The 25,701-nt window shown below is 34.2% G+C and carries 25 protein-coding genes; 3 read left to right on the forward strand and 22 right to left on the reverse strand.

Going from position 1 to position 25,701, the window contains the following annotated elements:
- Window positions 1-193: 193 nt before the first annotated feature.
- The 15 genes from J3U16_RS01945 to rpsU form a co-directional block, all read right to left on the reverse strand.
- Complete coding sequence (locus J3U16_RS01945) at window positions 194-1,159, reverse strand: sugar kinase (protein ID WP_065562337.1); 966 nt, start codon at window positions 1,157-1,159, stop codon at window positions 194-196.
- 5 nt (window positions 1,160-1,164) lie between these two features.
- On the reverse strand, window positions 1,165-1,998 hold the full coding sequence (locus J3U16_RS01950; RefSeq protein ID WP_065734805.1) for a DeoR/GlpR family DNA-binding transcription regulator: 834 nt from the start codon (window positions 1,996-1,998) through the stop codon (window positions 1,165-1,167).
- Between the two features lie 226 nt (window positions 1,999-2,224).
- The gene (gene ribD / locus J3U16_RS01955) at window positions 2,225-3,334 is read right to left on the reverse strand and encodes a bifunctional diaminohydroxyphosphoribosylaminopyrimidine deaminase/5-amino-6-(5-phosphoribosylamino)uracil reductase RibD (RefSeq protein WP_065734832.1); all 1,110 of its coding nucleotides are present in this window, start codon (window positions 3,332-3,334) and stop codon (window positions 2,225-2,227) included.
- 14 nt (window positions 3,335-3,348) lie between these two features.
- Window positions 3,349-3,801, reverse strand: coding sequence for a transcriptional regulator NrdR (gene nrdR, locus J3U16_RS01960; protein ID WP_034882816.1), 453 nt, complete (start codon window positions 3,799-3,801; stop codon window positions 3,349-3,351).
- A 154-nt stretch (window positions 3,802-3,955) separates the two neighbouring features.
- Window positions 3,956-5,245, reverse strand: a complete 1,290-nt coding sequence (gene thrC, locus J3U16_RS01965) for a threonine synthase (RefSeq protein ID WP_267330042.1) — start codon at window positions 5,243-5,245, stop codon at window positions 3,956-3,958.
- Between the two features lie 70 nt (window positions 5,246-5,315).
- Window positions 5,316-6,254, reverse strand: a complete 939-nt coding sequence (gene thrB, locus J3U16_RS01970; RefSeq protein WP_220225132.1) for a homoserine kinase — start codon at window positions 6,252-6,254, stop codon at window positions 5,316-5,318.
- Window positions 6,255-8,711 (reverse strand): bifunctional aspartate kinase/homoserine dehydrogenase I, encoded by a 2,457-nt coding sequence (thrA, locus tag J3U16_RS01975; RefSeq protein ID WP_267330041.1) that lies wholly within the window; start codon window positions 8,709-8,711, stop codon window positions 6,255-6,257.
- Between the two features lie 318 nt (window positions 8,712-9,029).
- Window positions 9,030-9,359 (reverse strand): hypothetical protein, encoded by a 330-nt coding sequence (locus tag J3U16_RS01980; protein WP_065562343.1) that lies wholly within the window; start codon window positions 9,357-9,359, stop codon window positions 9,030-9,032.
- Between the two features lie 139 nt (window positions 9,360-9,498).
- Window positions 9,499-10,251 (reverse strand): SDR family oxidoreductase, encoded by a 753-nt coding sequence (locus tag J3U16_RS01985; protein ID WP_065734801.1) that lies wholly within the window; start codon window positions 10,249-10,251, stop codon window positions 9,499-9,501.
- Between the two features lie 159 nt (window positions 10,252-10,410).
- Window positions 10,411-10,863: a universal stress protein UspA gene (gene uspA, locus J3U16_RS01990; protein WP_065562345.1), complete on the reverse strand. Its 453-nt coding sequence runs from the start codon at window positions 10,861-10,863 to the stop codon at window positions 10,411-10,413.
- A 64-nt stretch (window positions 10,864-10,927) separates the two neighbouring features.
- The gene (pitA, locus tag J3U16_RS01995) at window positions 10,928-12,442 is read right to left on the reverse strand and encodes an inorganic phosphate transporter PitA (protein ID WP_065562346.1); all 1,515 of its coding nucleotides are present in this window, start codon (window positions 12,440-12,442) and stop codon (window positions 10,928-10,930) included.
- A gap of 68 nt (window positions 12,443-12,510) precedes the next feature.
- Window positions 12,511-13,482 carry a bile acid:sodium symporter family protein gene (locus tag J3U16_RS02000; RefSeq protein ID WP_267330040.1) on the reverse strand — a complete coding sequence of 324 codons (972 nt, stop codon included), beginning with the start codon at window positions 13,480-13,482 and terminating at the stop codon, window positions 12,511-12,513.
- Window positions 13,483-13,544: 62 nt separating this feature from the next.
- Window positions 13,545-15,383, reverse strand: a complete 1,839-nt coding sequence (gene rpoD / locus J3U16_RS02005) for an RNA polymerase sigma factor RpoD (protein ID WP_065562347.1) — start codon at window positions 15,381-15,383, stop codon at window positions 13,545-13,547.
- Between the two features lie 81 nt (window positions 15,384-15,464).
- Window positions 15,465-17,243: a DNA primase gene (dnaG, locus tag J3U16_RS02010; RefSeq protein WP_065562348.1), complete on the reverse strand. Its 1,779-nt coding sequence runs from the start codon at window positions 17,241-17,243 to the stop codon at window positions 15,465-15,467.
- Between the two features lie 114 nt (window positions 17,244-17,357).
- Entirely contained in the window at window positions 17,358-17,573 is a 216-nt protein-coding gene (gene rpsU / locus J3U16_RS02015; protein WP_034882800.1) for a 30S ribosomal protein S21, read from the reverse strand.
- Window positions 17,574-17,754: 181 nt separating this feature from the next.
- On the opposite strand from rpsU, the gene hemB reads away from it, so the two are divergent.
- Window positions 17,755-18,771, forward strand: a complete 1,017-nt coding sequence (hemB, locus tag J3U16_RS02020; protein WP_065734799.1) for a porphobilinogen synthase — start codon at window positions 17,755-17,757, stop codon at window positions 18,769-18,771.
- A gap of 306 nt (window positions 18,772-19,077) precedes the next feature.
- The gene (locus J3U16_RS02025) at window positions 19,078-19,950 is read left to right on the forward strand and encodes a hypothetical protein (RefSeq protein WP_267330039.1); all 873 of its coding nucleotides are present in this window, start codon (window positions 19,078-19,080) and stop codon (window positions 19,948-19,950) included.
- A 28-nt stretch (window positions 19,951-19,978) separates the two neighbouring features.
- Here J3U16_RS02025 and nudC read toward each other — a convergent pair whose 3' ends face one another.
- From nudC to epmB, 6 genes are all read right to left on the reverse strand, one after another.
- The gene (gene nudC, locus J3U16_RS02030) at window positions 19,979-20,779 is read right to left on the reverse strand and encodes an NAD(+) diphosphatase (protein ID WP_065562351.1); all 801 of its coding nucleotides are present in this window, start codon (window positions 20,777-20,779) and stop codon (window positions 19,979-19,981) included.
- A gap of 61 nt (window positions 20,780-20,840) precedes the next feature.
- A complete protein-coding gene (yidC, locus tag J3U16_RS02035) occupies window positions 20,841-22,469 on the reverse strand; it encodes a membrane protein insertase YidC (RefSeq protein ID WP_220225138.1) in 1,629 nt (542 codons plus the stop codon).
- On the reverse strand, window positions 22,469-22,789 hold the full coding sequence (gene yidD / locus J3U16_RS02040) for a membrane protein insertion efficiency factor YidD (RefSeq protein WP_081299466.1): 321 nt from the start codon (window positions 22,787-22,789) through the stop codon (window positions 22,469-22,471). The genes yidC and yidD overlap by 1 nt, the downstream gene beginning before the upstream one ends.
- Window positions 22,762-23,112, reverse strand: coding sequence for a ribonuclease P protein component (rnpA, locus tag J3U16_RS02045; RefSeq protein ID WP_065562353.1), 351 nt, complete (start codon window positions 23,110-23,112; stop codon window positions 22,762-22,764). Before rnpA ends, yidD begins: the two co-directional genes overlap by 28 nt.
- 11 nt (window positions 23,113-23,123) lie before the next feature.
- Window positions 23,124-23,264, reverse strand: coding sequence for a 50S ribosomal protein L34 (gene rpmH / locus J3U16_RS02050; RefSeq protein WP_025314679.1), 141 nt, complete (start codon window positions 23,262-23,264; stop codon window positions 23,124-23,126).
- A 148-nt stretch (window positions 23,265-23,412) separates the two neighbouring features.
- Complete coding sequence (gene epmB, locus J3U16_RS02055; protein WP_065562354.1) at window positions 23,413-24,438, reverse strand: EF-P beta-lysylation protein EpmB; 1,026 nt, start codon at window positions 24,436-24,438, stop codon at window positions 23,413-23,415.
- Window positions 24,439-24,470: 32 nt separating this feature from the next.
- On the opposite strand from epmB, the gene efp reads away from it, so the two are divergent.
- A complete protein-coding gene (gene efp / locus J3U16_RS02060) occupies window positions 24,471-25,037 on the forward strand; it encodes an elongation factor P (RefSeq protein WP_034882790.1) in 567 nt (188 codons plus the stop codon).
- Window positions 25,038-25,198: 161 nt separating this feature from the next.
- Here efp and trmL read toward each other — a convergent pair whose 3' ends face one another.
- Complete coding sequence (trmL, locus tag J3U16_RS02065) at window positions 25,199-25,684, reverse strand: tRNA (uridine(34)/cytosine(34)/5-carboxymethylaminomethyluridine(34)-2'-O)-methyltransferase TrmL (RefSeq protein WP_141673912.1); 486 nt, start codon at window positions 25,682-25,684, stop codon at window positions 25,199-25,201.
- Window positions 25,685-25,701 lie beyond the last annotated feature (17 nt).

Below are 25,701 nucleotides of genomic sequence, written 5' to 3' on the forward strand. Positions count from 1 at the left end.
CAGTTAAAAGATTTACTATTTATTAACAAAACAAATACTAACAATTTAACTAAACCTACGCATATCTTAACTAAAATTTATCTGAAAAGAGTGCATAATATGTACAACAATGCATTTATTTCATTGTTTTCCTATTCCTTATGTTTTCCCAATAACATTGTTATTGGGATTTTTTTTAGGGTTTGAAATAAGATTAATTATTTATATTTTCCGATAAGAATTTTTCAATCGCGATAAGGGATGATGTTCCTTCCATTGGTCCTTTATAAGATGAAGACAACGCATAACAAGCATTTGCATACATTAAAGTCTGTTCAACACTAAATCCTGACAGTAGTAAACTCACAAAAGTTGCATCAAAGCAGTAATCAGCACCCGAATGGTCAATCGCATCAATACTAAAACCCTTAGAATAAATTGTATTAATATTATTTTTATCATCGCAACAATAATAATTTGCACCATCACTGCCTTTTTTCACCACGAGATGTTTGATACCTTTCTCCAATAAAGCTTTAATCGTTTCTTCATCACTTTCATAATTTTCAGAAAAATACCTAACTTGTGTTTCATTAATCAAAATGATATCGGTAAATTCTAATATATAACTAAAAGACTGTTCTATCTCACGAATCTCCGACATTTCTTTATGCAAATTAGGATCAAAAGAAACAGTTCCACCATGGCTTTTAATAAAATTTATTACTTTGCACATCGCATCAATGGCTCGAAATGAATAAAGTGATGATCCCATAATATGTAAATGATTACAGTCTTTTAATAAAGCTTCATTCACATGATCAAATGAAATTAAGCCACAGGCACTATTTAAAACGTTATAAATTAAACTTCGCTCTTTTGGACCAATTTGCGTTGAAAATGCGCTAGCTGTTTTTACTTTATTGTGAGAAGTGATCCCATTAACATTAACCCCATCTTGTTTAAGTCGGTTAATGCACATTTTTCCAAAAGGATCTTTTCCTACACAACTTAAAAAGATAACTGGAAAACCTAATTTGGCAACTTGATTTGCAAAGATAGCCGGGGCTCCACTAGGGTATGGTCCAATATATTCATTTGTATAATCAAACCGTTGATTGAATTCCTTAGCAACAAATTCAACAAACAATTCGCCCATTGTACAAATTTTAACATCCATGTTAATTAGGCCTCCAATGCATTATGGTAAGTCACAGAATATTTACTTGTTGTATGTTGTTTAAAATTAGAATTAAGCAATAGTTGATGATATTCATTAACAGCGGAGCGGGATAAAATAATAACATCCATGTTTTTTAATTTACCAATAGTATGATTATCATTACTGCTGATTCTTGGTGGTAAAATACCGATAGAATGATCTGAACTTTTTAATATCTGTTGATAAAGTTCTTGATGTTCAATATCTTGAATAGCTAAATAATTGTTAGTATTAATAGCTGCGAATTCGAATATAAAATGTGATATTGGGAATTGCGTTAATATAGATGATGAAAAGTTAGGATGCTGTAGTACATTACCATTTATTAAAAAACCACCAACAAGAATCACTTCTGCATCTGAGAATTCTCTAACCAGTTTCGCGTTATTAATATCATTTAAAATAACTGTTAATGATTTTTTATTATGCAGAAAAGGAATCAATTTTCGAATCAAATGACCATGACTTAAAAAAATTGTATCACCATCTTTAATATAATTTAGACAAGTTTTTACTAAATTAACATCACTATTATCAGTATTAAGATATGATGCCAAACGACTTGGATACACACTATTTGAATTGCTAATAAAATCTTCAGGCGAAATATAGATTGCTCGCCCAAAAAAACGTTTTAAATACCCTTGATGTTCTAAATATGTTAAATCCTGACGAATAGTTACATGAGAAACTTGTAGCATGTCAGATAACTCATCAACTTTTATTTCTCCATTTTTGCGCACAATCGCAGCAATTTCCAATCGCCGCTTTAATTGTGCCGAAGATACTTTAGCCATTTCACATCCTATGTTAAAAGATAAATACCTAACTCAAAAACAGATAAAATTTATCATACAAGTTGTAAACGATAAACCCTAGAAAGGAACTGAACCGATTAAGTAGTGTAAAAATATACTCAGTTTGTACTTTATTTTTAAATTACAGAGATATAGTTAATCGTTAAAATAGAATATTAACAACTCAAAAATTGTTAAATAGCACAATATATTTAAATAAAAGTTATCAAAAAACCCCGTTCCTCAACATTATTTTCAGATCATCTCCCACCATTTCAACAGATTCAAATCGGAACTGAGGTGCTAACGAAAGTTTTTGTAAGTGAGGTAATACAAACATATCTTGTGCATTATGACCAAGTAATTTAGGTGCATAATAGATGATTAACTCATCCACGAGATTTTGCTCAATTAGCGCACCGGCTAAATGAGATCCAGCTTCAACCCATACAGAATTTATTTGCTGCTTGGCTAATATGGATAATAATTCTAATAAGTCGACTTGATGACTGTTTGATGATTCAATGATAAGTTTTGTATTTGGTGATGATATTAGAACATTTTGTTTTCTAACCAACCAAGTTTCACCAGGCTGATTAAAGATATTTTCATCACCCGTCATTTGATTCTTGCTATCGATTATCACTCGTATAGGTTGACGAATTTCGGTAGAAGGGTAAATTTCTTTAATTGAATCAGGTAATTCATTATATCTAACCGTTAAACTCGCATTATCTTCCTGAACTGTTTTTCTGGTACTTAAGATACAACTTGCCTGAGCTCTATATTGCTGAACATCTTGTCTTGCCGCAACGGAGGTTATCCATTTACTTTCGCCTGATGCCATAGCTATTTTACCATCTAAAGAAACTGCCATTTTTAGTTGTACAAATGGCAAACCTGTTCGCATCCGTTTTAAAAAGCCTTTATTAATGGCTTCGGCTTGATCAGCTAACACGCCAACACAAACTTCAATGCCTGCATCAGTTAATCTCTTTATACCTTGTCCTGCGACATTAGGATTAGGATCCTGCATAGCAATAACAACTCGTTTAATTCCCGATTTAACCAGTGCATCTGCGCAAGGAGGCGTTCTTCCATAATGACTGCAAGGCTCTAGCGTTACATAAGCCGTAGCATCTTTAGCTTCATCACCAGCCATTTTTAATGCATAGACTTCTGCATGAGGTAAACCAGCTTTCATATGAAAACCTTTACCAATGATGTGATCATTTTTAACAATGATACAACCGACATTAGGATTAGGGGTAGTAGTGAAGCGACCAAGTTTAGCAAGCTCAATAGCTTGCTGCATATAAAATTGATCTTTATTCATAGTCATAATGAGGATTACTTTTGTTGTAACTTAGCAATTTCATTACTGAATTGTTCAATATCATCAAAGCTAAAATAGACAGATGCGAAACGAATATAGGCAACTTTATCGAGATTTTTAAGCTCTTCAATAACAAAATTACCAATTAATTTGGCCGGTACTTCCCTTTCTCCTGTTGCTCTCAGTTTCGATTTAATTCGAGTAATTGCATCTTCAATTGCATCAAAACTAACAGGGCGTTTTTCTAGTGCTCGTTTTATACCATTGCGGAGTTTATCTTCATTGAAAGGTTCGCGAACTTTATTGCTTTTAATAACATTAGGCATAATTAATTCAGCCACTTCAAATGTCGTAAAACGTTCATTACATTCGACACATTGTCGACGACGACGAACCTGAAACCCTTCACCAACTAAACGAGAATCAATAACTTTTGTATCATCTGCATTACAAAACGGACAGTGCATAAATATATCCTGATAACGTTTTAACTTACATTACAATAGCCGAAATTAGCCATTTAAACAAGTTATCAACAAAGTAATATAAACTAGCTCTATTAATTAACTTGTAATTCAAAAAAGCTAAAAACCGTCACCAATCTGGTGACGGGAATTGAATTTACCATGTCAATGAGATTAAGAAATCACGTAATTTATTAAAATCATCAGGCATATGGTGAGAAAGTAAAGGCATATCAGCTCGTTCAGCCAGAGGTTGTGGTAGTGAGATTGATCGGCCAAGGATATCCTCAACTACTTCTTTAAACTTAGCTGGATGAGCTGTACCCAAAAATAAACCGTACTCTCCTTCTTGCAACTGGTCTCGTAATGCACGATAAGCAATAGCACCATGAGGCTCGGATAAATATCCTTTTTTATCTAATTCCTGAACCGTTTCTACGGAAACGGCATCAGAAACAGCAGCATGCCCTAATGATTTCAGTACCCAACCTTCTCGTTTATAAATTTCTTCGATTCTTGGCCAGTTGTTTGGCTGACTAACATCCATAGCATTTGATAATGTTGCCACAGTTTTATGGGGTTCCCATTTTCCTGTTTCTAAATAACGTGGAACCGTATCATTAGCATTAGTAGCAGCAATAAAGCGTTTAATTGGTAACCCCATCGTTTTAGCTAGTAAACCAGCAGTTAAATCACCAAAATTACCACTTGGTACTGAGATAACTAATTGTTCGCGTTGTTTTGGCGTAAGCTGTGCATAAGCCTCAAAATAATAGCAAATTTGAGCTAAAAGCCGACTGATATTAATCGAGTTAGCTGAGTTTAAACCAATTGTAGTTTTTAGCTCTTCATCATCAAACGCTTTTTTAACTAAAGCTTGGCAGGCATCAAAATCACTTTGAATAGCAATTGTGTGAATGTTATCGCCTAAAGTACAAAATAGTTTTTCTTGTAACGGACTAATTTTACCTTCCGGATATAAAATCACTACACGAATATTGGGTAAGTGATAAAACGCATGGGCAACAGCAGCACCAGTATCACCAGAGGTTGCTGTTAAGATAGTAATCTTTTTATCTGCTGCCACTTGGACTAAAGCCTGAGCCATAAAGCGTCCACCAAAGTCTTTGAATGCTAATGTTGGGCCATGATAAAGTTCTAATGTTCCAATATCATCTTCTACTGATTTAACTGGAGCTGGAAATTGGAATGCGTTTTGCACTAATCGATGCATATCATTATCGCTAATTTCATTGCCAATAAACGCCGATAAGATTTTGGCACTACGTGTGATAAAGTCCATTTTTAAAAGTGCTTCTATTTCTGCAGATGAAAATTTTGGCAATTGTTCTGGAAAAAATAGACCTTGTTCTTTCCCTAAACCTTGTTGTACCGCCTGCGCGAAACTAACTTGCTCTGAATGATCTTTTAAGTTATACAGTTTCATAATGTGTTCCAATTCTTTTATGCTTTAATTGTTTTCTTATTGATTTAATATTATTGTTTTGTTTAATAACTTAAATCTCTCTTGCACCTTGTGGATCTATTTTACAAATATGAGTAAAACCTTCTTCATTTTGTAGATAAGAACTTTTTAACAACGACTCAATCTGCTGTGCAGTTTCAAGGTTGTCGGCCACCACAAACATCGTCGGCCCTGAGCCTGATATACCCGAGGCTAGTGCACCAAGTTGTTTGACCTTTTTTTGTGTTTCATCGAAATTAGGTAGCAATTGTTTACGATAAGGTTCTGCAATATTATCAATCAACATTGCTGCTGCAAGTTTTGGTTGTTTAGTATAACAAGCATGTAAAAAACCACCTACGTAACGACCATGCGCGACACAATCGGCTTTTTGATATTGAGCTGGTAATATTGCTCGAGCTTCAGCTGTAGAAACTTTAATACCAGGATAAGCCATCACCCAATACCAATTTTCAAAATGAGGTATTGACTCACTTATAATGCCCATTTCGTCGAGAATAAGTTGCATTCCACCTAAATAGCAAGGAGCAACATTATCATAATGCACACTACCAGAAATGCAGCCTTCAAGTTCGCCCATCATGGAGAGCAATTCAAATTTATTAAATGGTTCATTAAAAAACTTATTTAACGCAACAAAAGCACCAACAACAGAGCAAGCGCTTGAACCTAATCCAGAACCAATTGGCATGTTTTTTTCAAGCGTCATTTTTATCGGTAATGTTTTCCCCATGGCTTTACAAAAACGCTGCCAACATTGATAAACAATATTTAATTTGGGATCCTTTGGTAAATTTTTAACAAATTGACCTTGGCTGGTAAAGCTAAACTCAGTTGCAGACTCGATGGTAATACAGTCGCCCAACATCGCACCACTAATTGGATTGATTGCTGCACCTAAAATATCAAAGCCAACACTAATATTTGCCATTGATGCAGGTGCATACACAGTTAATGATTTTTGACTCATTTAGCCTCCAATTTTTCCAGATGTGGTTCGTAAAATATCGGCAAACACACCCGCTGCTGTAACGTCATTACCAGCACCATAACCACGTAATACTAATGGAATTGGTTGATAGTACCTAGTATAAAATGCTAAAGCATTTTCACCATTTTTAACTTTGTAAAGTGGATCATCATTATCAACAGATTCTATCTTAACGCTACATTGGTTTCCATCAATACTACCAACATAACGTAACACTTTTCCTTCTTTAGCTGCCTTTTCTGATTTTTCTTTAAACTGAGCGTCCAGTTGTGGTAGTTTTGCCATGAATTCATCGATACTACCTTTAGAATATTCAGCTGGTAATACTGACTCAACTTTAATTTGATCAAGTTCTAGTTGTAATCCAGCCTCCCGAGCTAAAATTAATAGCTTTCTTGCGACATCTGTTCCTGATAAGTCATCTCTAGGATCAGGCTCGGTAAAACCTTTTTCTTTCGCTAATTTAGTTGCTTCTGACAATGACATACCTTCGTCTAACTTACCAAAAATGAAAGACAATGATCCAGATAAAATCCCTGAAAACTTGATCAATTCATCACCAGCATTAAGCAGATTTTGTAAATTTTCTATCACAGGTAAACCTGCACCAACGTTAGTATCATATTGAAATTTTCGCTTACTATTAGCTGCTTCTTGCCGTAAACGATGGTAATAAGCCATCGAACTTGTATTGGCTTTCTTATTTGGCGTTACAACATGAAATCCATTAGCTAAAAAATCAACATATTTATCTGATACATCACTACTTGAAGTACAATCGACTAAAATTGGATTGAGGAGCCGGTTATTTTTAGCAAAATCAATAATGCTATTTAAAGTATAATTGGTCTCGCTTTGTTTTATTTGATCGCGCCAATTTGTTAAATCAATACCATCCCGATTAAGAACAGCGTGTTTGGAATTAAATAAACCACAAACACGTAAATCGATTTGTTTGTTTTTAAGCCATTTTTGTTGCCGACCAATTTGATCAACCAATGCACCACCAACACCACCAACACCAATAACAAACACATCTAACATTTTGTCAGTACCAAATAGCATTTGATGCGTCACACGTACACCCATTACGGCAACATCATTATCAACAACGACCGAGATTGAGCGTTCCGATGAGCCTTGAGCAATTGCTACGATATTAATATTGGCTCGGGCTAATGCAGTAAAGAAATTAGCCGATAAACCACGTAAAGTACGCATACCATCACCAACAACTGAGATAATTGCTAATTTTTCGATAACTTCAATTGGTTCAAGTAAGCCATCCTTTAACTCTAAGTAAAATTCTTCACTTAATGCCTCTTCAGCTCGGTAGAGTTCGGTTTGAGGCACACAAAAACTAATACTATATTCAGATGATGATTGCGTAATAAGTACCACGGAAATACCAGCATAAGACATAGCGGAAAAAACACGCGCTGACATACCTACCATGCCTTTTAATCCTGGACCTGATACATTAATCATAGCCATGTTATTTAAATTAGTGATACCTTTTACTGGTGTTGAGCTATCAACAACATTAGCGCCGATTAACGTGCCTGCTGCATCTGGATTATTAGTATTTTTAATTAAACATGGAATTTGAAATTGAGCGATAGGTAAAATTGTTCTTGGATGAAGCACTTTTGCACCAAAATACGATAGTTCCATAGCTTCTTGATAAGACATCGTTTTTAGTAATTTAGCATCAGGCACAATTCGAGGATCACAAGTATAAACTCCGTCAACATCAGTCCAAATTTCGCAGCTGTTGGCACGTAAACACGCTGCTAATACTGAAGCTGAATAATCAGAGCCATTACGGCCAAGAACAACTAATTCTCCTTTTTCATTACCAGCGGTAAACCCTGGCATCAAAATTATATTTTCTGGAGGTATATGCATTTCACTGATTCGATGCGATGACTCGACAATATCAACTGTAGACTCTAGATAGTCCCCCTCAGCAATCAGCATTGCCACAGGGTTAATAACTGTTACAGCATGACCTTTCGCTTTAAGCAATTCTTGCATAATTGCAATCGAAAGTTTTTCACCTCTACAAATGATACTTGCATTAATACTATCCGGACATTGACCTAATAGCCGAATACCTTCTAATAGTTGTTTAACGTTATTTAACTCACCTAGAGCAAACTTTTTCATTTCTTCATAGGCAAAATTAGGTACCGCTTTCGAAATACCTTCTAGTAAGTCTGCAAAGATTTTTTCAGCATCGTAGATATTAGTTTGTATATCTTGTTTTGCAATGGTTTTTTCAACCATTGCCACTAGATGATTAGTAATTTTAGCTGGTGCAGATAAAACCGTTGCCGTTTGTTCTTGTTTAGCATTATTTTCAATAATCTCTGCTACACGCAAAAAACGTTCTGCGTTGGCAACAGATGTTCCTCCAAATTTTAAAACTTTCATATCACACCTTACTTATTTTTCTAACTTATGCCAATGATAATTCAAAATGCAATTTTTAAAAAATACTGATAAAACTAATATTTTGAATTCTTTTTACTTTAATTTCTATTTAAGAACTTTTTTATTTCACAAAGTAAAAAACCCGCCTTTTGGGGCGGGTTTTTCGATATTTTTAAGGAAAAATCAACCCGCCCTATATTTCATAATAGTGCCGGTGGTACCAATAATGCCTGAAATCATCATTACCATTTTCATTAATTTTCCTTAACTAAACCCTAAACAAAACAGCCCGACATTTTCATGTCAGGCTGTAAATAATTAAAATACCTTTTTGCTGTTTTCGTATTCATTCACTACCTTATTTAAGGCTTGATAGATACTTTCGGCATTTTGTTTTTGTAATGCCTCATCAAGTATGTTGAGATACGATAACATTAATTTTTGATTGTCTTCAGCAAATTGTGGTGAAACTTCCTGATCTTCATATAACATCACATAAGTGCGAGCAAATCCAAAGATTAAAAAGTAAACCGATGCGTTATTCGGATCTTCTTGGATTAATGACCTCATAGCCTTACGTAGTTTTACATACGAATCGGTACCAGGTAAGCTTGTCGCAAATGTTTTTGTTACTTCTGAAAATGTCATTGCTAAAACCTCAATCAAAATCACAAATAAGAAGAATAGCAATCCATTAACATAAGTGCAAGTCTATTTTGTTTTTCAATTCACTTTTTTGTTATTTTTTTAAAACCTCGGTATCATATAATGGTAATTTAATTTCACCTTAAACTTCTTTGCAAACTGATAACCCTGCCGAAGCTTGTGCGACCGGCATAATTTCAATTGAATTCACATTAAAATGATTTGGTGTATTAACTAACCATGAGACGGTATTGGCAATATCTTCTGGTGTAATAAAATCCACATCTTTATAAACCGCAGCAGCTTTTTCGTCATTACCATGGAATCGGACATTGGAAAACTCTGTTCCTCCACATAATCCGGGTTCGATATTTGTTACTCTGATTTTTTTACCCAATAAATCTGTTCTTAAATTAGCACTAAACTGCTTAACAAATGCTTTTGTTGCACCGTAAACATTTCCACCTTTATACGGATATGTACCGGCAACTGATCCAAGATTAATAATATAACCATAGTTACGCTCTACCATGCCAGGTAATATTTGATATGTTAAATGCACTAATCCAATAACATTGGTTTCAATCATTGTTTCCCAATCATTGTAATCAGCTTCATATGCGGGTGCTAAACCTAAAGCTAATCCTGCATTGTTAATTAATATATCGATAGGCTGAAACTCTTTAGGCAGCTGTAACAAAATTGTTTCAACAGAGTCTTTTTTTGTCACATCAAGAGTTAGCGGTAAAAAATTATTACCTAATTCTTGTGCAAGTTTTTGTAATTTATCAAGTCGTCTGGCTGCACCAATTACTTTATAACCATCAGTAATAAGTTTTCGGCAAATTGCTTTACCAAAGCCAGAAGAAGCACCAGTAACTAAAGCAATATTCATATCCAATCTCCTTCATAATAATTACAAGTGTATACCGATATTGAATGAAAAGAAAAATAGGTGCCCAAATATATACAACTTGTTTGAAAACATAACTATCTAAATTTTAGATAAAAATATATAAAAAACCCGCTACAAGGCGGGTTCATATCGTATGTTTCATTTAGATGGTTCTTCGGATGGCTCATCATCTTTCAAAGGAACAATCAATGTATCGATATGGGTATTATTAATTAGCTGGCGTGCTGAAGACATTAATTTACTCCAAAAATCTTGGTGATGACCACAAACAACTAGATCTGCCCCATATTCGTGGATAGCTTCAATTAATACTTGTCCAAATTCACCATTACCAGAAAGAGTATGTGCAATTGGATAACCTGCATCATCAGCTAATTTATTTAATGCAATATGGGCATCTTCAGTGATACGATCTTTCATATCATTCATATTAATATCAACTAGGCCTGTATAAAGGTCAGAGTAATTGATGCCCACATGAATGAGTGATATTTGAGCATTATATGGTCTAGCCATTGAGACTGCTTTTTCAACAAGAACTTCACTTTCAGGTGATAAATCCACTGCGACTAAAATGTGTTTATAAGCCATAATATTCACTCCTTCCTATTTTGACACTCTAATTAAATTAAGATTTTATACTTCCTTTTTACTACTAAATTAATTTTTGAGCAAGCCAAAAAAGTGACCCAGATAACAAAATTGAAATAGGTAAAGTAAGAACCCAGGTTAATGCAATATTTTTAATCGTTTTACTTTGCACTCCTCCACCATCGACAATCATCGTACCGGCAACAGATGAAGAAAGGACTTGTGTTGTCGATACAGGCATTCCTGTATAGCTTGCTATACCAATTGATAACGCTGTAGTAATTTGAGCTGAAACCCCTTGTGCATAAGTCATTCCCTTTTTACCAATCTTTTCACCAATAGTAATAGCTACTCGCCGCCAACCAATCATTGTGCCAACTGCAAGTGCTGAAGCTACTCCGATAATTATCCAAATTGGTGCATATTCAATTGTTTTTAATAAATCATTATTTAATGATTTTAGGTACTGTTTATCTTCTGCTGATACATTTGGTTGTTTAGCAACATGAGATACCGTATCAGATAAACATAATAAAATACGTCTAGTTTGAGAACGTTGATCTACATTAAGCGAACCATAATCGTTAATTTTATTGAACAAATTGTTAGCAATACTTAACGTAGTGAAGGATCGAGAATAATCACAATGATATTTATTTAAATCATTTTCAGGAGTTGCAGTATCAACTGCTGACTGTTTACCAATTACTGTATTGAGATCATCATTATGAGTGATAAAGTACTCTTCAATATTATGAATCGCATTTCTGGTATTGGTAATTTCATAGGTTGATGCCCCCATGTTAACAATAAAACCAGCGGGTGCAATGCCCATCAATACTAACATCAATAAACCAATACCTTTTTGCCCATCATTTGCGCCATGCGAGAAACTTACACCAGCGGCTGAAATAATAAGCATAATACGAATCCAAAATGGCGGTTTCTTTTTACCATATAGCTTTTCACGCTGTTCTGGTGTCATAAAAATTCGTTCTCTTTTTTTACTACGTTTCTTACCTTGACCTTTACGGGTCCAATATTTTCGTAATAAAAAAATCATTAATCCAGCGATAACAAGACCAACAATTGGTGAAATGATTAATGATAGAAAGATTTGTATCATTTTTGGAATATTAAGTGCATCAATGATTGATGTATCCATAATAAATGCATTGGCCAATGCAACACCAATAATTGCACCAATTAAAGTATGAGAACTAGAAGCAGGAATACCTACATACCAAGTACCCAAATTCCAAATGATAGCAGCAAATAAAATTGAAAAGACCATTGCAAGTCCATGAGAAGAACTTACATTAAGTAATAAATCAGTAGGTAAAAGGTGAACGATTGCATAAGCAACACTAAGCCCGCCAAGTAATACCCCAAAAAAGTTAAACATACCAGCCATAAAAACAGCGAGCTGTTCTTTTAATGCTCTAGTATATATTACTGTCGCAACTGCATTTGCGGTATCATGAAATCCATTAATTGCCTCATAAAAAAGAACAAAAAATAGCGCTAAAACTAGTAATATAATCGTAGAAAATTCTAAATCAGCAAATAGATGAAACATAATATATCTTTCTGTTGTTAATAGCGCTTCTATTATCCTTGAGAATAACCCAATGAGCAAAACAATTTTTATATTTTTCTTTTCGCGTAATGAGAAGCTAAAACAGCGCAGATCATCAATTGTACTTGATGGAAAATCATTAGCGGTAAAATTATTATGCCTGTTATAGACATAGGAAAAATTACACTAGCCATTGGAATACCACTCGCTAAACTTTTTTTAGAGCCACAAAATACAATAGTAATTTCATCCTCTTTGTTAAAACCCAAGAATCTCGAGCTATAAGTCGTAATTAATAACACAATAGTTAATAAGATGATTGAATACACAATGATTTCTAAAAGAGATAAAAAGCTGACTTTCGACCAAATACCATTAACCACTGCATCACTAAAAGCCACATAAACAACTAATAATATCGATATACGATCGGTCTTAGAAATTACACCTTTATATTTATCAACCCATTTACCAATAAAACGTCTTGATAAATGACCGACAATAAATGGCACCATCAGTTTAAGCATAATAGATTCAATGGTATCTAATATATTCATTGAAGCAGCAGCTTGAGTATGAATTAATAATCCAACTAATACCGGTGTGATAAAGACACCTAATAGGGTCGATGCAGAAGCACTACAGATTGCAGCAGCAACATTGCCTTTTGCAATTGATGTAAAGGCAATGGCTGACTGAACGGTAGCTGGTAGGACACAAAGATATACAAAGCCTAAATAAAGATCTTCTGATAAAAAAGTTGGAACCAGTACCTGCATCATCACCCCTAAAATAGGGAATACTACAAAGGTAGTAGTAAATATCAACAGATGCAATCGCCAATTTTTTATACCAACAATTATCGCATCAAACGACAGTTTTGCACCATGCATAAAAAACAATAGACCAATAGCAAAAGTTGTAAGATTTTCAAATAACACTTTTGCTTGTCCTTTACATGGAAAAATACTTGCTGTAGTCACAACGCAAATCAAAGTCAGCAAGAATGGATCAATTTTAAATCGTTGAAGTATATTCATGATATTAGCTTGATAAGTTAAAAAAATCGCCACATAAGTGGCGATTTAGCTAAAGTTATAATTTATTCCAAGAAACTTCTAAGAACATCAGATCGGCTAGGATGACGTAATTTACGTAATGCTTTAGCCTCAATTTGACGGATACGTTCACGCGTTACATCAAATTGTTTACCTACTTCTTCAAGAGTATGGTCTGTATTCATATCAATACCAAATCGCATACGTAAGACTTTTGCTTCACGTGGTGTTAGACCAGATAAAATATCACGTGTTGCACTACGTAAACTTTCCGATGTAGCTGCATCTAGTGGTTGCTCAAGTGCAGTATCCTCAATAAAATCACCTAAGTGTGAATCTTCATCATCACCGACTGGTGTTTCCATTGAAATTGGTTCTTTTGCGATTTTTAGTACTTTACGAATTTTCTCTTCAGGCATTTGCATGCGGTCAGATAACTCTTCCGGTGTTGGTTCACGCCCAATTTCCTGAAGCATTTGACGAGAAATACGATTTAGTTTATTAATTGTCTCAATCATATGCACAGGGATACGAATTGTTCTTGCTTGGTCAGCAATTGAACGAGTGATCGCTTGTCTAATCCACCACGTTGCATAGGTTGAGAATTTATACCCTCGGCGATATTCAAACTTATCAACCGCTTTCATCAATCCAATATTACCTTCTTGAATAAGGTCCAGGAACTGTAAACCACGATTAGTATACTTTTTAGCAATAGAGATAACTAAACGTAAGTTTGCTTCAACCATCTCTTTCTTGGCTCGACGAGCTTTAGCTTCACCAATAGACATTCTTCTATTAATATCTTTGATTTGTTCGATAGAAAGATTAGTTTCTGTTTCAATTTGCTGTAAAGCTTTAATTTGCTCTTCAATTGATGATTCAAATTCTTTTAATTTAGCAGCAAATGCACCTTTACCAGTACTCGCTTTTTTATACCAGTCCATGCTATTTTCATTGCCAGTAAAATGAGTCATAAACTGTTTTTTCGGCATTTTACATTGTTCGACACAAATTCGCATAATAATACGCTCATGAGATCTTACTCGATCCATCATGCTTCTCATATTATTAACAAGAATATCAAACTGCTTGCCAACTAATCGGAATTGTTTGAAAACTTCAGATAGATTTTCAATTTCTTGTTGTGCTTTTTTATGAGCACGTCCATATTTTTTAATTGCAGCAGAAGTTTTATCATGTTGCTCTTGTAATTCAGCAAATTTCGCTTTTGCTACTTCTGGATCGATAGAGACATCATCATCAGCTGAAGAATCGCTTTCTTCTTCACTTTCATCATCACTATCGTCAATATCAATCTCTTCTTCACCGTCTTCCAATTCTTCAGGAAGTTCTTCTTCTGACTCTTCAGCATTCGGATCGACAAAACCAGTAATAAGGTCGGACAAGCGAACTTCGCCGCTTTCGATTAAATTATATTGTTCTAAGAGATAAGTAATGGCTTCTGGATATTCAGATACTGAGGTTTGAACTTGATTAATCCCATCTTCAATACGTTTTGCGATATCAATTTCGCCTTCACGGGTTAATAGTTCAACCGCACCCATTTCACGCATATACATACGTACTGGGTCAGTAGTTCGACCTATTTCTGATTCTACATTAGATAAAACTAATGCTGTTGCTGCTTCAACTGCCTCTTCATCTGGAACATTATCTGAAAGTAATAATTCATCTGAGTCTGGAGCTTCTTCAAGTACTTGAATCCCCATATCATTGATCATTTGGATAATATCTTCAATCTGATCTGAATCAATGATTTCTTCAGGCAAGTGATCATTGACGTCAGCATAGGTCAGGTATCCCAGCTCCTTACCCCGTATAATTAGGAGTTTTAACTGTGATTGAGAATTTTGCTCCATAAAGTATCACCATTTAGTTATTCGGTCATGTGTATTATATGTGCAGAATAAAAAGTATTTTTCTACACATACCCTATATATTTAGTCTTTTTTTGATAAAACAAGTATTAGTGTCGCTAATTCTTTTTTCTCTGCGGTACTCAATCCGGAGACTCTCTCTTTTGCGATCAGTTCATCTTGCCTTTGGGCGAGTATATTATCATATAACTCTTTTAAAGTATTAGAAAAAATTGATTCTATTTCATCATCTTGGTAATGGTACTCCCAGGTTGCTAAACGAGTTAGCTGTTTATAATATGGTCGGTTAATACATTCAGTTAATATTTGCGCTGTAGTTATATTTGGATATTGTTGGCATAATTCAAGTAGTTCAATAAATATATCAATTCCCGCTAAGTTAACTTGCCTCATAACGTTAATATCAGATACCATCTTAGCTAGATTTGGATATTGAAGTAACAAACCAATTAAAATCCGCATAGTGGTCAATTTCATTTTTGGCACAGGTGCTGAATCAATAGTTCTATTTTCGCTTATATTATTATTCGCGATTAATTGTTCAATTTGGGATAGATCCAATAGCCCCAAATAACGCCCTAATTTTTGAAGTAAATTAAGTCTAAATACTTTTGCTTTTACCTGTTCAAGTAAAGGAATAGCAAGTGAACTCAATTTAGCTTTACCTTCAGCTGATTTTAAATCGACCTGTTTTAATAACTCATCGAACAAAAATTCAGATAAGTTAGGCGCCTTTTTTATGTAATCTTCAAAGCCATCTTTTCCGACTTTACGCACGTAACTATCTGGATCTTCATCTTGTGGTAAAAAAGCAAAAGTTATATTTTTACCATCAATCAAACAAGGTAGTAATACATTAAGCGCTCGCCATGCAGCATTTCGCCCGGCTTTATCACCATCGTAACAAAATATTACGGAATCTGTTGCTCTAAATAGAAGCTTAATATGCTCTTCTGATGTTGCTGTTCCTAAAGCAGCTACAGCGTAATCAATACCGTACTGTGCAAGAGAAACAACATCCATATAACCTTCAACAATTATTAATTGCTTTAAATTACGATTAGTTTCTTGAGCTTCATAAAGTCCATATAATTGAAAACCTTTATGAAAAATAGGAGTTTCAGGTGAATTTAGATATTTCGCCGACTCATTGAAGATCGTCCTTCCACCAAAAGCGATAACATTACCTTGTCTATCGCGAATCGGGAACATGATACGCCCACGAAAGCGATCATATCGATTACCTATATCGTTATTGACAGACATCCCTGCCTTGTCATATAGCACCACTTCATTTTCAGTCTTAACTATATTTTGAAAAGTTAGTTGTTTTGAATTAGGTGCATAACCGATTTTATACCTAGCTATAATCTCTGCGTTTAATCCGCGTTGTTCAAGATACTTTTGAGCATCTACCGAAGTCGATAATGCTAATTGCTGCTGGTAGAAATCAGTTATTTTAGACATCAATGAATAAAGATCTCGACGAACATTACGAGATTCAATTTGCTTTGATGCATCAGCTTGATTATTTTCGTTATCCGTGTATGGAACACGGATTCCTTGCATACTAGCTATCTCTTCAATTGCCTCAGGAAAAGACAATCGCTCATATTGCATCAAAAAATTTACTGCAGATCCAGTAGCGCCACATCCAAAACAATAGTAAATCTGCTTTTTTTCGCTTAATGAGAAAGAAGCGGTTTTCTCATCATGAAAAGGACAACAACCAAAATAGTTATTTCCTTTTTTTTTCATTTTAACGCGCTTACCTATCACATCAAGGATATTTGTGCGGGCAAGCAAATCTAAAATAAAATCGCGAGGAATAAGACCTTTCATGATAAAATTCAACCATTTATGGCATTACACAAAGACAACAAGCCGTAGTAAAAGTACGGCTTGTTAAAATTTTTATATTAAAAAAATAAATAAATTAAATTTTCAGTATAAATATTAATATAGACGAGTGCGACGAGCGTTTTCTCTTTCTAATTTCTTAGCGTGGCGTTTAACAGCAGCTGCTTTTGCGCGTTTACGAATAGTTGTTGGTTTTTCGTAAAATTCACGGTTACGAACTTCAGCTAAAACTCCTGCTTTTTCGCAAGAACGTTTAAAACGACGTAATGCTACATCGAAAGGTTCATTTTCACGTACTTTAATTACTGGCATGTGCCTCTCACCTCAAATTTGGTTAATATCACAAGGGACTAAAAATTAGTGCGCAATTTTACCTCTAAATCATATAAGTTGTAAAGTAAAATATCGTATAATTACGACATAACAAATTATTTGCTAATCTTACTTTTGAGTCAGATAATAAGACCGTTTAATCAAAAATATAGGTATTTATATGTCATCAGTCTTTACCGGTCAATATCCCCAAAGACGATTACGTCGTAATCGTGCTCATGATTTTAGTCGTCGCCTAGTTGCAGAAAATCGTTTAACAGTTGATGATTTGATTTATCCAGTATTTATCGTTGAAGGGAAAAATATTATTCAATCTGTATCATCAATGCCCAATGTTAAAAGAATGAGCGTTGATGTATTAGTGAAAGAGGCAGAGCAAGTTGCCAAATTAGGCATTCCTATATTGTCTTTGTTTCCTGCTATTGAGCCTTCTCAAAAATCACTGTTAGCTGAAGAAGCTTATAACGAAAATGGATTAGTTCCTAAAGCAATTAGGGCACTAAAAAAAGAGTTACCAGAACTCGGAATTTTAAGTGATGTTGCACTCGATCCTTATACCACTCATGGCCAAGACGGTATTATTGATGATAGTGGTTATGTTTTAAATGATACATCTGTTAGTACTTTGGTTAAACAAGCATTAGTTCAAGCTCAAGCAGGTTCTGATATTATTGCACCCAGTGACATGATGGATGGTCGAATTGGCGCAATTCGTAATGGGCTAGAATCACATGATTTTATTAATACGCAAATAATGGCTTATTCAGCAAAATATGCCTCTAGCTTTTATGGACCATTTCGTGATGCTGTAGGTTCAGCAAAAAACATTAAAGGTGGTAATAAAAAAACCTATCAACTTGATCCGGCCAACGCTAATGAAGCATTACAAGAAATTTACCAAGATTTAAGTGAAGGTGCTGACATGGTAATGGTTAAGCCTGGGTTGCCTTACCTAGATATTGTTCGTAAAGTAAAAGACACTTTTGCGGTACCAACCTTTGCCTATCAAGTATCTGGAGAATATGCAATGTTGATGGCCGCAATTGGAAACGGTTGGTTAGATGAAAAATCTGTCATCATGGAATCATTACTCTGTTTTAAACGCGCGGGTGCAGATGGGGTTTTAACTTATTTTGCCAAACAAATAGCTCAATGGCTCAATAACCCAGAGCATTGATGGTTTTATCTGATTCATATCAATCGGCAACTTATCGCAGATTGATATGATCAATATTTAAATTTTCTTACCTCATCATTTTTTTCGAAGTAATCTGTTAATTTAAAAATAAAAATTCTGACGAAAACTATATCTTTGACCTCCAATTTGCTAATATTTGTAAAGCTTATCTATAAGAAACGAATACAAATGAAATTCAAATTTATGCTCTAAACAGACTAAGATTGCAATAAAATACTGAAGTTGATTAAGCTTTTTTATTAGATATAAATAAAACTCTAACTCTAACATTAAGAGACTAATATTATGAAAAATTATATCTATCTATTCTTTTTGACTATTTTTTTATTAACGGGATGTGATAATCAAAAAAAGGCAGAAACAAATGCCGCCTCTAGTACAAGCAAAAATCAAGAGGCCCAAACTGAGAATAATGCTGTAAACAAAAATATAAATAATGAATTTAAATCCCAATCATCAATATTGGTAAGTAACAGTTATCTTTTTCATACCGAACCAGAACTTCTACCTCATAAAAAACTGATCAAACACCAAAAAATCCAAGGACCGACAGAAAAAACGATCAATTATAATGCTCAAGGTTATGTACAGAATTATGATCTTGAAGGTTTATATGGCGAAATAAACTATGATACAGCCAAATATATTTATGGCATGAAAGATGTTAGGAATAATTACGATGTTTCTTTTGACGATTCAAAAAATATTATTGGTATGAAAGATGATAATGGTGACATTGTTGCCATTAATGAATTTGATGAACAAGGTCATTTAGTTGAAACAACCTTATCCAACTTTGCCGATAATAATATTGTTTTTAATAGTAAAATTATTTATAACGGCGATCTGGTTGAACAAGTTTTATATAATGCTTATATAAAATCAGATGAACGAACTAAACTGCCCGTTTTAGTGAGAGAGAAAGATATAGTTTATAACACTAATAATCAGCTCGAAAAAACAATTACTAGAACATATAAATTATCAGCAAAAGGTAATGTAATCATCAATGATAAAAATGAACAAGAGTTAGAATCAACTGAGACTTGTACCTATTTCGCTTATAACGAAAATAACGACTGGACTAAAGCTGTTTGTGAAATAGTAGGAGAAGGTTCAAGTAAAATTGATTTAACCAGAACCATTGAATATTTATAAATTGTTAATTAAGTGAATATGATGAATTTTACTCACCAAACTCATCATATTCACGACAAAGTATAATTGTATCTTCAATCAAACGTCTTGCTATCGTGCCATATTCGGGTATTTTAGGTAATTGAGAATAATGATACCAATTTGCCTCGACTAACTCATTTTTATCGATAGTAATTTCACCACTCTCATAATCAGCTAAATAGGCCATCATCATGGAGTTAGGAAACGGCCAAGGTTGTGAACCAATATAACGAATATTTTTAATTTTTATTTTTGACTCTTCGTACACTTCTCGGGCAACCGTCATTTCCATTGTTTCACCAATCTCTGTAAAACCAGCTAAAACGGTATATAAATTTTCTTGATTATGCCTAACATGCTTTGCCAATAAAATTTTATTTTTATCTCGAATAGCAACGATAATTGAAGGGGAAATTTGTGGGTAATAACGTTGGTGACAATTACTGCATAAACAACACCACTCTGTTTTACTAATATGCATCTCATGACCACAATAACCACAATATTTATGAGAACGATAAAACTCAGACAATTGTACCGCCCTGCCAGCCATATTAAATAATGATTGATCAGCATTATTAAGTAAGGGGCGAATCGTTGACATAGAGTTTTTCATTTCTTGGCAAATCAACCAAGCGGTTTGCCCATTCCACTCACCAATTGGTTGAGCTAGTTTGTTGGTAAAACCTAATTCACTAGCAATACCATGAGGAACTTCGCCATTTGGCAACCATAATCGCCCATTTTGACTAACAAACCAATAACCTTTTTCGTTACCAATTAAATTAAATTGTTGTTGTATATTCATCACATCAATACCAAAAAATAACTATTAAAAAGGAGGATCTTAATCCTCCTTTTTGGCAATACTATTTCTTTTTCTTTTCGTGTAGACCTTTTTTCTCAAGCTCCCAGTAAATTATACGTTGCTGAGCAATCGTAAATAAATTACTTACAATATAGTATAAAACTAAACCTGATGGGAACCATAAGAAGAATACCGTAAAGATTAATGGCATATAAGTCATTAATTTTTGTTGTAAAGGATCGGTAACCGGTGTTGGTGACATCTTCTGAATTAAGAACATAGTTGCACCCATTAACAATGGGAAAACATAATATGGATCTTGTGCAGATAAGTCATGGATCCAAAGAGCGAATGGAGCATGACGTAGCTCAACCGTATTACCTAACATGTAAAATAATGACAAGAAGATAGGCATTTGAATCAATAATGGTAAACAACCACCAAGAGGATTAACTTTCTCTTGTTTATAAAGTGCCATTGTTTCCATACTCATTTTTTGTCTATCATCACCATAACGCTCTTTTAATGCTTGTAAACGAGGTTGCAATAACTTCATTTTAGCCATTGAACGATATTGTGCTCGTGTTAATGGGAATAAAATACCACGCACAATAAAAGTGATCACAATGATCGAAAAGCCCCAGTTTCCAATAAAACTATGGATAAATTTCAATAAGTAAAAGAGTGGTTGAGATAAGAACCATAACCAACCATAGTCAACGATTAAATCAAGATGATTAGCTGTTTCTTTTAATTCACTTTGAATTTCAGGACCTAACCATAATTTGGCATTAATTAATTTCGTTTCACCTGGTTGAATAACTGTTGTTTCACCTTTAAAACCAATTGTTGCTTGTGAATTGTTAGCTGTTGCACGTGAATAGAATAAATTATTTTGTTCCTGCGTAGGAATCCAAGCTGAAGCAAAATAGTGTTGCAACATAGCAATCCAGCCAGTTTCAGTTTTGACTTCTAACGCATCATCTTTGATATCACTGAAACTATATTTACTATAATTAGTGTTGGCACTGGAATAAGCTGTACCGCGAAATGCGCTTAGTCCTAATCCGCCACCGCCTTCAGTAACGGCATCTTTAGGGAGTTCAATAGTCTGCTTCAACTGACCATACATTGATACTTCTAACGGACTTTGGGTTTGATTGTTCACGTCATACTGTACATCAACAGCATAATTACCACGATGTAAGATGTAATATTTAGTATAAGTTACACCATTAACTTGATAGGTAAATGGAACCTTCAACTCATCTTGACCATCAGCTAAAACATATTCAGATTGATCAGTTTGATATAATGGTCTTTTTGAGCCTTGAGTTGCATTGTCTGGGCCATCTTTACCTGTTAACCCACTTTCAGCAATGTAAATAAAATCAGGTTTAGAAGTAAGTAGTTGGAAAGGTGTACCTGAATGAAGAGACTGCTCATATTTCAACAATTGAGCAGATTGCACATCGCCACCATAGGTATTAACCGTTAATGACAATACATCAGATTTTATTGTGATAGTTTTACCTTGCACTGAATCCGCTGTTGAACTATCTTCACCTATTTGTTGTGTCAATTGGTTAGCAACTGGGGGTTTTGGTGCATGATCATCTACCCACGCTTTCCAAATCAGGAAAGAAACGAAAAGTAAAGCAATGACTAATATATTACGTTGAGATCCCATTAGTGTTTTTCTCTATTGGTTTTAGTTTTCTTAGGAGGAACAAAATCTTCACCTCCTTCATGTAAAGGGTGACATTTTAATACACGTTTGACCGTTAGCCAACCACCTTTTATCAATCCGAATCGCCTTAATGCGATTATGGCATACTGTGAACAGCTGGGAGTAAAGCGACATTTAGGACCAAATAACGGACTAATGATACGTTGATATAAACTAATAACAAAAACAAAAACATTAATAATCAAAGCTTTAACCGCATAAACATGCTGTTTGACAATTAATATTAATTTACTTAGTTTTTTTTGATGATTTGCTGACATAGTTTATCTAATGTCTCAACTAATTGTTGATTATTCAATTGTATAACAGGCTGTTTAGCCATCAAAATAAAATCGATATTAGGAAACTGATGTTGGTTGTGACGAAAATATTCTTTGACTAACCGTTTAATACGATTACGCTCATGGGCTCTTTTAACCTGTTTTTTAGCTATAGCAAAGCCTAATCTGGGATGACTTAGATTATTTTTACGTGTAACTAGAGTCAGGAAAGGCGAACCTGCACGAATAGATTCTTGAAATACATGATTAAAATCAAAGGGAGTTAACAAGCGTAACTCCCGAGGAAAAGTGAGTTTAGTCACTCAACTTTAAATTAGCTAGCAACAGTTAAACGAACACGGCCTTTAGCGCGACGGCGAGCAAGAACTTGACGACCGTTTTTAGTAGCCATACGAGCACGGAAACCGTGAGTTCTATTGCGTTTTAATACTGATGGTTGAAATGTGCGTTTCATGACGATTTATATCCAAATCTAATTTATCAACAAGTTGTAGAGTATAAACTCCACAGCATTAATTAAAGAGGTCCGAATTATAGAGTCTATTTTATTTTTCGTCAACGGGATTTTGAAACATAAATTGTAAGGACCTTTTCAAATTTCATTAATCACTAATAGCTAAAACTCGCTTACTTGCTTCACCACCAACTTCACGCGCTAATTTTGGAACTAAATAACCTGATAGTTTTTTTGTCAATTGCCGCATGATTTTTTTGGCCTCATCATCATCGACTAAAAAATGAGCCGCACCTTGTACTTTATCTAATAAATGGATGTAATAAGGTAAAATACCAATTGAAAATAACTTATTACTTAACTTCGCTAGCACATCAGCATCATCATTAATATTTTTTAATAAAACACTCTGATTTAGTACTGTTACCTCACTTTTCTTTAAATCTTTGATGGCATGAGCTACATTATTATCAATTTCATTCGGATGATTAATATGGGTAACTAACACAACTTGTAAACGTGTTTTTGCAAATAATCGACACAGCTCAGAAGTAATACGATTAGGTATCACCACCGCTAAACGACTATGAATACGTAAACGCTTAATATGACGAAATTTCTCTAATTCAGCTATTAAAAAAGCTATTTCATGATCTTTTGCCATTAAAGGATCGCCCCCCGAAAGAATAATTTCATCAAGTTCGGTATGCTGTGCAATATACTCTAATGCGATACTAATATTCTTTTTGTTACTTTGATTATCATGATAAGGAAAATGTCGCCTAAAACAATAACGGCAATTAATCGCACAAGCAGTTTTAGTCATTAATAATGCGCGATTATGATATTTATGTAGTAATCCTGGAATATTGTTATGTTGCTCATCAAGAGGATCTTTAGTAAAACCCTGTACGTTTATTAATTCCTGTTCATCACAAAGTACTTGAAGCAGTAAAGGATCTTGAGGATCACCTTTTTTCATTCGATTTATAAAAGCCATAGGCACACGAAGTGGAAATTGCTTTCTTGCCTGTAACATGGGTAAAGAAATTTCCTCAGAATCTAAATCCAGACAATGATAAAGCTTTTTGATATCTGTCACTACATTAGCGAGATCAAAAATCCACTCATCTTTATTTGGTTGTTCAACATTTTGCTGTATAATATGGCTCATTTTTGTAATTCAGAATGATAGTTGGAGCTTTTATGGCATCTTATAGTACTAATGAGTTTAAAGCTGGTCTTAAAATAATGCAAGATGGCGAGCCGTGTGTAATTGTTGAAAATGAATTTTACAAGCCAGGTAAAGGACAAGCAATTAACCGTGTAAAAATTAAAAAATTACTTTCTGGTAAAACTGTTGATAAAACATTTAAATCAGGAGAATCTGTTGAAGCGGCTGATGTCGTTGATATGAACTTAACTTATCTTTATACCGATGGTGAGTTTTGGCATTTTATGAATAATGATACATTTGAACAACTTTCTGCTGATGCAAAAGCTGTAGGTGACAATGCTAAATGGTTAGTCGATCAAGCGGAATGTATTTTAACCTTATGGAATGGTCAACCAATTGCTGTTACTCCACCAAACTTTGTTGAATTAGAAGTTATTGAAACTGATCCAGGATTAAAAGGTGATACAGCGGGAACTGGTGGTAAACCAGCTACATTATCAACTGGTGCAGTTGTACGTGTTCCTTTATTTGTGCAAATTGGTGAAGTACTTAAAGTTGATACACGTTCAGGTGAATACGTTTCTCGCGTTAAATAGTAATTCATCAAAATAATTATTTAAATAATGAGGTCGATATGACCTCTTTTTTTTAAGTAAAAAAATTTAAGTTAAATTTTTGAGTTGAGGAACGGGGTTTTTGAGTTAAACATCTGCAAAAATTTTTCATTTATTTGGTAATTAAAAATCAAAATTTAAATTTATTTAGCCCCGATATAATTAAGCTGTCGCCATGACTCATAAACAACTACTGCAACTGAATTAGACAGATTCATACTTCGGCTATTAGCAACCATTGGAATCCGAATTTTTCTATCTTGCGGCAATGCATCAAGAATTTTTGCTGGTAAACCTCTCGTTTCTGGGCCAAACATCAAAAAGTCAGCTGATTTATAATTTACTTCACTGTGTGGTTTTTGACCTTTTGTCGTTAAGGCATAAACTTGAGAAGCTAAATCAAGTTGGTTCTCATCTAAAAAGCACTCAATATTTTTATAACGTTTTACATCAACAAATTCTTGATAATCTAATCCTGCTCGTCTCAATTTTTTATCATCCCAATAAAATCCCATTGGCTCAATAATATGTAAATTAAAACCAGTGTTAGCACACAAACGAATGATATTACCAGTATTAGCAGGAATTTCAGGTTCAAATAAAACAATATTTAAAGATGCATCTGACACAATTATTTCTCTTAGCC

The sequence above is a fragment of the Gilliamella sp. B3023 genome, from assembly GCF_026536845.1.
Taxonomy (GTDB): Bacteria; Pseudomonadota; Gammaproteobacteria; order Enterobacterales; family Orbaceae; genus Gilliamella; species Gilliamella apicola_E.